This window comes from Rathayibacter rubneri (assembly GCF_023743255.1).
GTDB lineage: Bacteria > Actinomycetota > Actinomycetes > Actinomycetales > Microbacteriaceae > Rathayibacter > Rathayibacter rubneri.
Window position 1 is genome coordinate 60899 of sequence record NZ_JAMRYM010000007.1, and the last position, 6340, is coordinate 67238.

Consider the following 6340-nt stretch of genomic DNA (forward strand, 5'->3'; position numbering starts at 1 on the left):
GATCGGACTGCTGGTCACCAGCGGACCGTGGTCGCCCGCCCCGTCGACGGATCCAGCGCCGAAGCCGGCTTCGCCCGGGACATGCAGACCCACCACCTCCAGGGCGCTGAGATGGCGTTGCTGATCCGCGACCGGACCGAGGATGACGAGGTGCGGTACCTGGCGACCGATCTGCTCCTCACCCAGCAGCAGCAGTCCGGGCAGCTGTTCGGCTGGCTCAACATCTGGGGCCTCCCACAGGCCTCCACCGGAGAGGCCATGCAGTGGATGACCGCACCCCTGGAGGGCAGCGGTCACGAACAGATGCCGGATCACGGCACGAGCGCGGACGGATCGATGCTCATGCCGGGGCTGGCGACGCCCGCGCAGATCGCCGAGCTCACCGCCGCGACCGGAGCCGCCGCCGACGCGCTGTTCCTGGAGCTGATGATCACCCACCATGAGGGCGCCCTGACGATGTCGGACGCCGTCCTCGAGCGAGGTGAGGACCCGATGGTCCTCACCTTCGCCGAAGTCGTCTCGACCTCGCAGCGACTCGAGATCGCGCAGATGCGCGACATGCTCGACGCCCGCCACCCCTGACCTGTCCTGCTGTCGGCCGTCGGTCAGGGGTGGCCGCGTGTCACTTCCAGGCGCTGCGGCGCAGCAGCCGGAGTCCGTTCAGCGCGACGATGACCGTGGATCCCTCGTGGCCGGCGACCGCGAGCGGCAGGGGCAGGGTCGCGATCAGGTCCCAGGTCACCAGCACGGTGATGAAGGTGCCCGCGATGACCAGGTTCGCCACCACGTAGCGGTGCGCGCGCCGCGAGAGGGCGATCACCTTGGGGATCACGGTCAGATCGTCCCGGATGATCACCGCGTCGGCGGTGTCCAGGGCGAGGTCGGATCCGTGGCGGCCCATCGCGACGCCCGTGCTCGCCGAGGCCAGGGCGGGAGCGTCGTTGACGCCGTCGCCGACGAGCAGGACCGGGATGCCGCGCTCCTCGAGCCCGCGCACCGTCGCGGCCTTGTCGGCGGGCAGCAGCCGTGCGCGCACCTCGCCGATGCCGGTGCGCCCGGCGATGTCGGCGGCCGTGCGCTCGTTGTCCCCGGTCAGCAGGTGCACCGGCTCGCTCGTCAGCGCGGCGGTCTGCGCGACGGCGCTCGCCGCGTCCGGGCGCAGGGCGTCCTCGAGCGCCACTGTGCCCGCGAGTGCCCCGTCGACGACGACGTCCACGACCGTGCCCAGGATCTCCGGATGCTCCGCCGACTGCACGACGCGTACCGGCACCCCGTCGACGACGCCCTCGACGCCGCGGCCGGGCAGCGCCCGGAAGTCCGCGGCGGGAGCGACGCCCGGTCCGGCCGCCCGGACGAGCGCCCGCCCGAGGGGGTGCTCGCTGTGCTGCTCGACGGCGGCGGCCCAGCGCAGAACCTCCCCCTCCGAGACGCCCGGGGCGGGCGAGATGCGGCGGACGACGGGCGCGCCCTCGGTGAGGGTGCCCGTCTTGTCGAACGCGACGAGCCGGGTGCGGCCGAGGCGCTCCATGACGGTCGCCGACTTCACCAGCACGCCGTGGCGGCCGGCGTTCGCGATCGCCGCGAGCAGCGGAGGCATCGTCGACAGCACCACCGCGCAGGGGGACGCGACGATCATGAAGGTGATCGCCCGCAGCAGCGCGTCGCGGAAGTCGTCGCCCAGCGCCAGCGGCAGCGCGAAGACGAGCAGCGTCGCCGCGACCACGCCGAGGGAGTAGCGCTGCTCCACCTTCTCGATGAACATCTGCCGCGACGACTTCGTCTCGGACGCCTCCGCCACCAGCGTCACGACGCGGGCGATCACGGAGTCGCCCGCCTCGCGCTCGATGCGCACCGAGAGGGCGCCCGTGCCGTTCACGGTGCCCGACAGCACCCGGTCTCCCGGCCCGCGGCGCACCGGCACCGACTCGCCGGTCATCGCCGCCTGATCGACCTCGCTGACGCCGTCGACCACGACGCCGTCGCCGCCGATCCGCTCGCCCGGGCGCACGAGGATCAGGTCGCCGACCACGAGCTCGGCGGTCGGCACGGTCTCGACGTCGTCCCCGTCTGCGCCCCGGATCAGCCGGGTCGCCCGCTCCGGCGCGAGCGTCAGCAGGCTCGACACGGAGTCGGCCGTGCGCTGGGTGACGAGCGCCTCGAGGGCACCGCTGGTCGCGAAGATCACGATGAGCAGCGCTCCGTCGAACACCTGACCGATGGAGGCGGCCGCGATCGCGGCGACGATCATCAGCAGATCGACGTCGAGCACCTTCTCGCGGAGCGCGGTGAGGCCGGCCCACGCCGGCTCCCATCCGCCCGCGACGTAGCAGGCGAGGTAGAGCGTCCACCACACCGGCGCCGGGAGGCCGGCCAGCTGCAGCGGCCAGGCGATGAGGAACAGCAGCAGCGCCAGTGCCGCCCAGCGCACCTCCGGGAGTCGCGCGCCGGTGACGAGGATCGACGGCGGCTTCGCGAGCACGCGACCGCCCTCGCGCACCGGGCTCTCGGCGACCGCGCTCACGCGGGGACTTCCGAGCGGCGGTGGTGGTGCGTGCCGGCCGGAGCGTGCTCGGCCGGGAGGACGGTGCCGCGCGCGGGCCGCACCCGGGTCGGGTCGGCGAGCAGTGCGGACACCGCGCCGGCCGGCTCCGCGTGGTCGCTCCGGAACGAGCAGGCCCCTGTCCGCATATCTACATACATGCGCAGATTCTCGCACGGAGTCACGGCGACGGGCAGTGTCGCCGGGGGCACGGCAAGGGCCCCGCGAGTGGGGGGACTCGAGCGGGGCCCAGGGCCCGCGAGGGGAACGCGATGCCGTCCATGAGTGTATGCGCAGGAAGCGGGGCTCGGCGAGGAGGACGGCCGTTCAGAGCACTCTGCGGCTCGCCGCGTTCCGGGCTGCAGACGGGAGTCGGGGCCCGATCCGCGTCGTCTCGCGGTCGGCGGCGTCGGCGAGTGGACGCGATCCGAGGGCTGGCCGCGAGGCGCGGCCCGTTCCGCGTCGGATCGCAGAGGGCCGCCCGCGCGGCGGCGGGCGTCCCCGCCCCTGTGTCCTCAGACGAGGATCGCCAGCGCCGTCGAGACGATGCCGAGCACGACTCCCGCCGCGACGAGGATCAGGCCGGTGAACCGCAGGGCCCGCACGGCGTCGCTCCACCGGTGCAGCCGGATCCGCTCCGGATCCTCCTCCCGGTAGTACACCTCGCGCTGCTCCGAGTCGATCGGAGCGAGAGGATCGTCGGCGACGAGGGGTCGCGACCGCACCTCGCCGGCGCGCGACACCCAGTGCAGCGCGCGGGGCGGTCCCTCCTCGAGGTACGCGGTGGTCGGCCACCACCGGCCGTCGACCAGCAGTGCGACGAACGCCGCGAGCAGGAACAGCACGCCGAGGGGGAGCGCGACGAGGGAGAGCGCCTCGAGGATCGTCTCCAGCATTCGCCGCCCCTCTGTCCCGGTCCGATCTCGAGGGTACCGAGCGCGCGGCCGGTCCTCGCCGGGCAGTCGTCGGTGGGCGCCCGATTCTCAGTGCTGGTGCTCGTCCTCCCAGCGCGGGAACGGGTCCTCGAGCGAGTTCCACAGCGCGGGTCCGGCGAGCAGCTCCTCCGCGGTGAGCAGGCAGCCGTGCAGCACGCGGGTCAGCTCGTCGACGTCGAGGTCGCAGCCGACGAACACGATCTCCTGCCCGAGGGGCGCGTTCATGTCCCAGCTGCGGATCGAGGTCGGATCGAGGGTCAGGACGTCGCCCGCGATCGACCAGGACGCCACGCGGTCGGCTCGGCTCGCGAGGCGCACGAGACCGCGCGAGCGGAGGATCCGCCCGACCCGCTCGGTGACGAAGTCGGAGCAGACGGCCGCGTTCAGGCGCTCGGGGTGGAAGGGCAGGGGGTCGCGGAAGACGTGGGTGGTCACCGATCCGCTCTCCGCCGGAGCGGCGCCGCGGAGCGCGCGCTGCCAGCCGAGGTCCGAGGCCAGGCGGTGCGCTCGCTGCGGAGTGAGGACCGCGCGTCGCCGGCGGTACTGCTCGAGCTCGTCGACAGGCAGGATCTCGGCCCCCGGCGACAGTGCGGCCAGGAGGTCTCGGGCGGGTTCCTGCTCGACCCCGTCCCCGTCGGTGAGCACCACGAGGGTCGCGAACTCGAGCCGGGCCGCGAGCCGCTCGGCGCGGTCCCACTCCTGCGGGCCCTGCGGAGGGTGCTGGTCGGAGGGCGTGCCGAGCAGTACGCGGGACATCTCCGCGACCGATGTGACGGCGACCACGTCGAGGACGCCGATCCGTGTGTCGCCGGGGTGCCTCCTCTGCAGCAGGTGCTCGAGGACGAGAGCCACCTCCATCGGGTCGGCCGACGGGTCGAGCGCGACGACCGTCACTCCGCTCTCGCCGTCATCGGCCTGCCGGGCGAGCTCGGCGGCGAGCCCGACGGCGAACTCGCCGCTGTCGGACTCGGGGAGTTCGAGCACGGAGCTCTCGGCGGCCGCCGCTCCCGAGAGCCGCTGCGCGATCCTCGCGCTGTCACGGGCGTCGGAGGCGCTGACCAGCGTCACGGCGAGGGCGGGCGGGCGGTGCGTCGGGAACGAGGACTCCATGGTCCGCTACTCTAACGAGAATTGTTCTCAATAAGACAGGAGCACTCGTGAAGGTCCGCAACTCGCTGAAGTCGATGAAGAGCATGCCGGGATCGCAGGTCGTGCGCCGCCGCGGCCGGGTCTTCGTCATCAACAAGCTGAACCCGCGCTTCAAGGCCCGCCAGGGCTGACGGCGGGAACGACGAAGGGGCGCCGTCCTGGTCGGACGGCGCCCCTCGTCGTGCGGACGGCTCAGTGCTCGTCGTAGTGGCCGGCGTGAGCGGCGTGCCTGTGGCCGTCGTGCACGAAGTCGACGTGGTCGTCGTGCTGGACGCTCTCGTGACCGCAGGAGTCGCCGTGCTCGTGGTCGGCGGCGGAGTGCTCGGCCTCGGCCTCGTGCTCGTCGTAGTGGTCGCCGTGCAGGGCGTGGTGGTGGGTGCCGTGCACGTAGTCGACGTGGTCGTCGTGCGGGACGGCCCGGTGGCCGCAGGAGTCGCCGTGCTGGTGCTCGGTGACGGCGTGCTCGGCGTGGATCTCGGTGGTGCTCATGGCGCGGCCTCTCGTGCTGTCGATGACGTGGTCGACGCCGGATCGGGGTCCGGCGTCTCCGATCACCTCACCATATGCATAAACGAATTGCAATACATCTGCACAGTTGAGAGCGATGATCATGATCGCGAAGGGGTGGGTCTCGATACGCCCCTGCGGGGCTACTCGACCAGCAAGGGGGTCGCCGCGCCGGGGCTACTCGACCAGCAAGGGGGTCGCCGCGCCGGGGCTACTCGACCAGCAAGGGGGTCGCCGCGCCGGGGCTACTCGACCAGCAAGGGGGTCGCCGCGCCGGGGCTGTTCGACCAGCAAGGGTGGACGCCCCTGCGGGGCTGCTCGACAAGCAAGGGTGGACGCCCCTGCGGGGCTGCTCGACAAGCAAGGGTGGACGCCCCTGCGGGGCTGCTCGACCAGCAACGGGGGTCGCAGCTGCAGGGCTGCTCGACCAGCAAGGGGGTCGCCGCTGCGGAGCTGGTCGACCCGCAGGGGAGGGGGCACGCCTTGCTGATCGAGTAGCACGCGCAGCGGGCGTATCGGTGATTGCCTTGGTGGTGTCGCGGGGTTCTGACTCGTCTGCGTATCTGACGCGCCTGGCCGTGCTGTCTGGATCTCGAACTGTCGAACCCCGCGACACCGTTTGAAGCGTCCGGTCGGCGGTCATGACTTGATAGAAGCCTGACCGACCTGTGGTCTCATCACCGATTTGTCTGTCCACTGATCGGACGCGTGACCCTTGGAAGGGACGTGTCCAGCATGACAAGAAACACTGTTCAAGCCCAGTCCGTCCGCGAGATCGTCGCGGGCATCGACACTCATCAGGACAGCCACCACGTCGCGGTCCTCGACACGGCCGGCCGCGTCGTGGCCGATCAGGCGTTCCCTGCGACCGCTGCCGGATTCGCGGCGCTGCTGTCCTGGATCGGCGTGTTCGGGACGCTGCTGCGGATCGGCGTCGAGGGAACCAGCTCCTATGGCGCCGCGCTCACCCGGTTCCTGCTCGCGCAGAACGTGTCCGTGATCGAGGTCCCACCCGGTGACGCGGCCGCTCGCCGCCGACGGGGGAAGACCGACGCGTTCGACGCGGAAGCGGCCGCTCGTCGTGCGCTCGATGAGCAGTCTCCGCGGATCCCGAAGGACACGACCTCGACCGTCGAAGCCTTGCGACTACTCAGCACGACCCGGAACCTGCTGGTCAAGCAGCAGAAGGAGATCACCGGGCAGGTCGACC

The 6340-nt window shown here is 71.9% G+C and carries 8 protein-coding genes; 3 read left to right on the forward strand and 5 right to left on the reverse strand.

Annotation, left to right across the window (positions count from 1 at the left end):
• The first annotated feature begins 27 nt into the window (after nucleotides 1–27).
• Nucleotides 28–582, forward strand: a complete 555-nt coding sequence (locus NB037_RS03905) for a DUF305 domain-containing protein (protein ID WP_251943881.1) — start codon at nucleotides 28–30, stop codon at nucleotides 580–582.
• Nucleotides 583–622: 40 nt separating this feature from the next.
• Here the strand turns inward: NB037_RS03905 and NB037_RS03910 are convergent, their stop codons facing one another.
• The 4 genes from NB037_RS03910 to NB037_RS03925 form a co-directional block, all read right to left on the reverse strand.
• Nucleotides 623–2521 (reverse strand): heavy metal translocating P-type ATPase, encoded by a 1899-nt coding sequence (locus NB037_RS03910; RefSeq protein WP_308202043.1) that lies wholly within the window; start codon nucleotides 2519–2521, stop codon nucleotides 623–625.
• Nucleotides 2518–2700, reverse strand: a complete 183-nt coding sequence (locus tag NB037_RS03915) for a hypothetical protein (protein WP_251943883.1) — start codon at nucleotides 2698–2700, stop codon at nucleotides 2518–2520. The genes NB037_RS03910 and NB037_RS03915 overlap by 4 nt, the downstream gene beginning before the upstream one ends.
• 354 nt (nucleotides 2701–3054) lie before the next feature.
• Nucleotides 3055–3435, reverse strand: coding sequence for a hypothetical protein (locus NB037_RS03920; RefSeq protein WP_251943884.1), 381 nt, complete (start codon nucleotides 3433–3435; stop codon nucleotides 3055–3057).
• 87 nt (nucleotides 3436–3522) lie between these two features.
• Nucleotides 3523–4584: a GTP-binding protein gene (locus NB037_RS03925; RefSeq protein WP_251943886.1), complete on the reverse strand. Its 1062-nt coding sequence runs from the start codon at nucleotides 4582–4584 to the stop codon at nucleotides 3523–3525.
• A gap of 47 nt (nucleotides 4585–4631) precedes the next feature.
• On the opposite strand from NB037_RS03925, the gene ykgO reads away from it, so the two are divergent.
• Complete coding sequence (gene ykgO / locus NB037_RS03930) at nucleotides 4632–4754, forward strand: type B 50S ribosomal protein L36 (protein WP_123446985.1); 123 nt, start codon at nucleotides 4632–4634, stop codon at nucleotides 4752–4754.
• Between the two features lie 61 nt (nucleotides 4755–4815).
• On the opposite strand, the gene NB037_RS03935 is transcribed toward ykgO, so the two are convergent.
• The gene (locus NB037_RS03935; RefSeq protein WP_251943889.1) at nucleotides 4816–5112 is read right to left on the reverse strand and encodes a hypothetical protein; all 297 of its coding nucleotides are present in this window, start codon (nucleotides 5110–5112) and stop codon (nucleotides 4816–4818) included.
• Between the two features lie 753 nt (nucleotides 5113–5865).
• Between NB037_RS03935 and NB037_RS03940 the strand changes: the two genes are divergently transcribed.
• Nucleotides 5866–6340: IS110 family transposase (locus NB037_RS03940; RefSeq protein ID WP_251943893.1), on the forward strand; the 475-nt coding region annotated here is incomplete at its 3' end.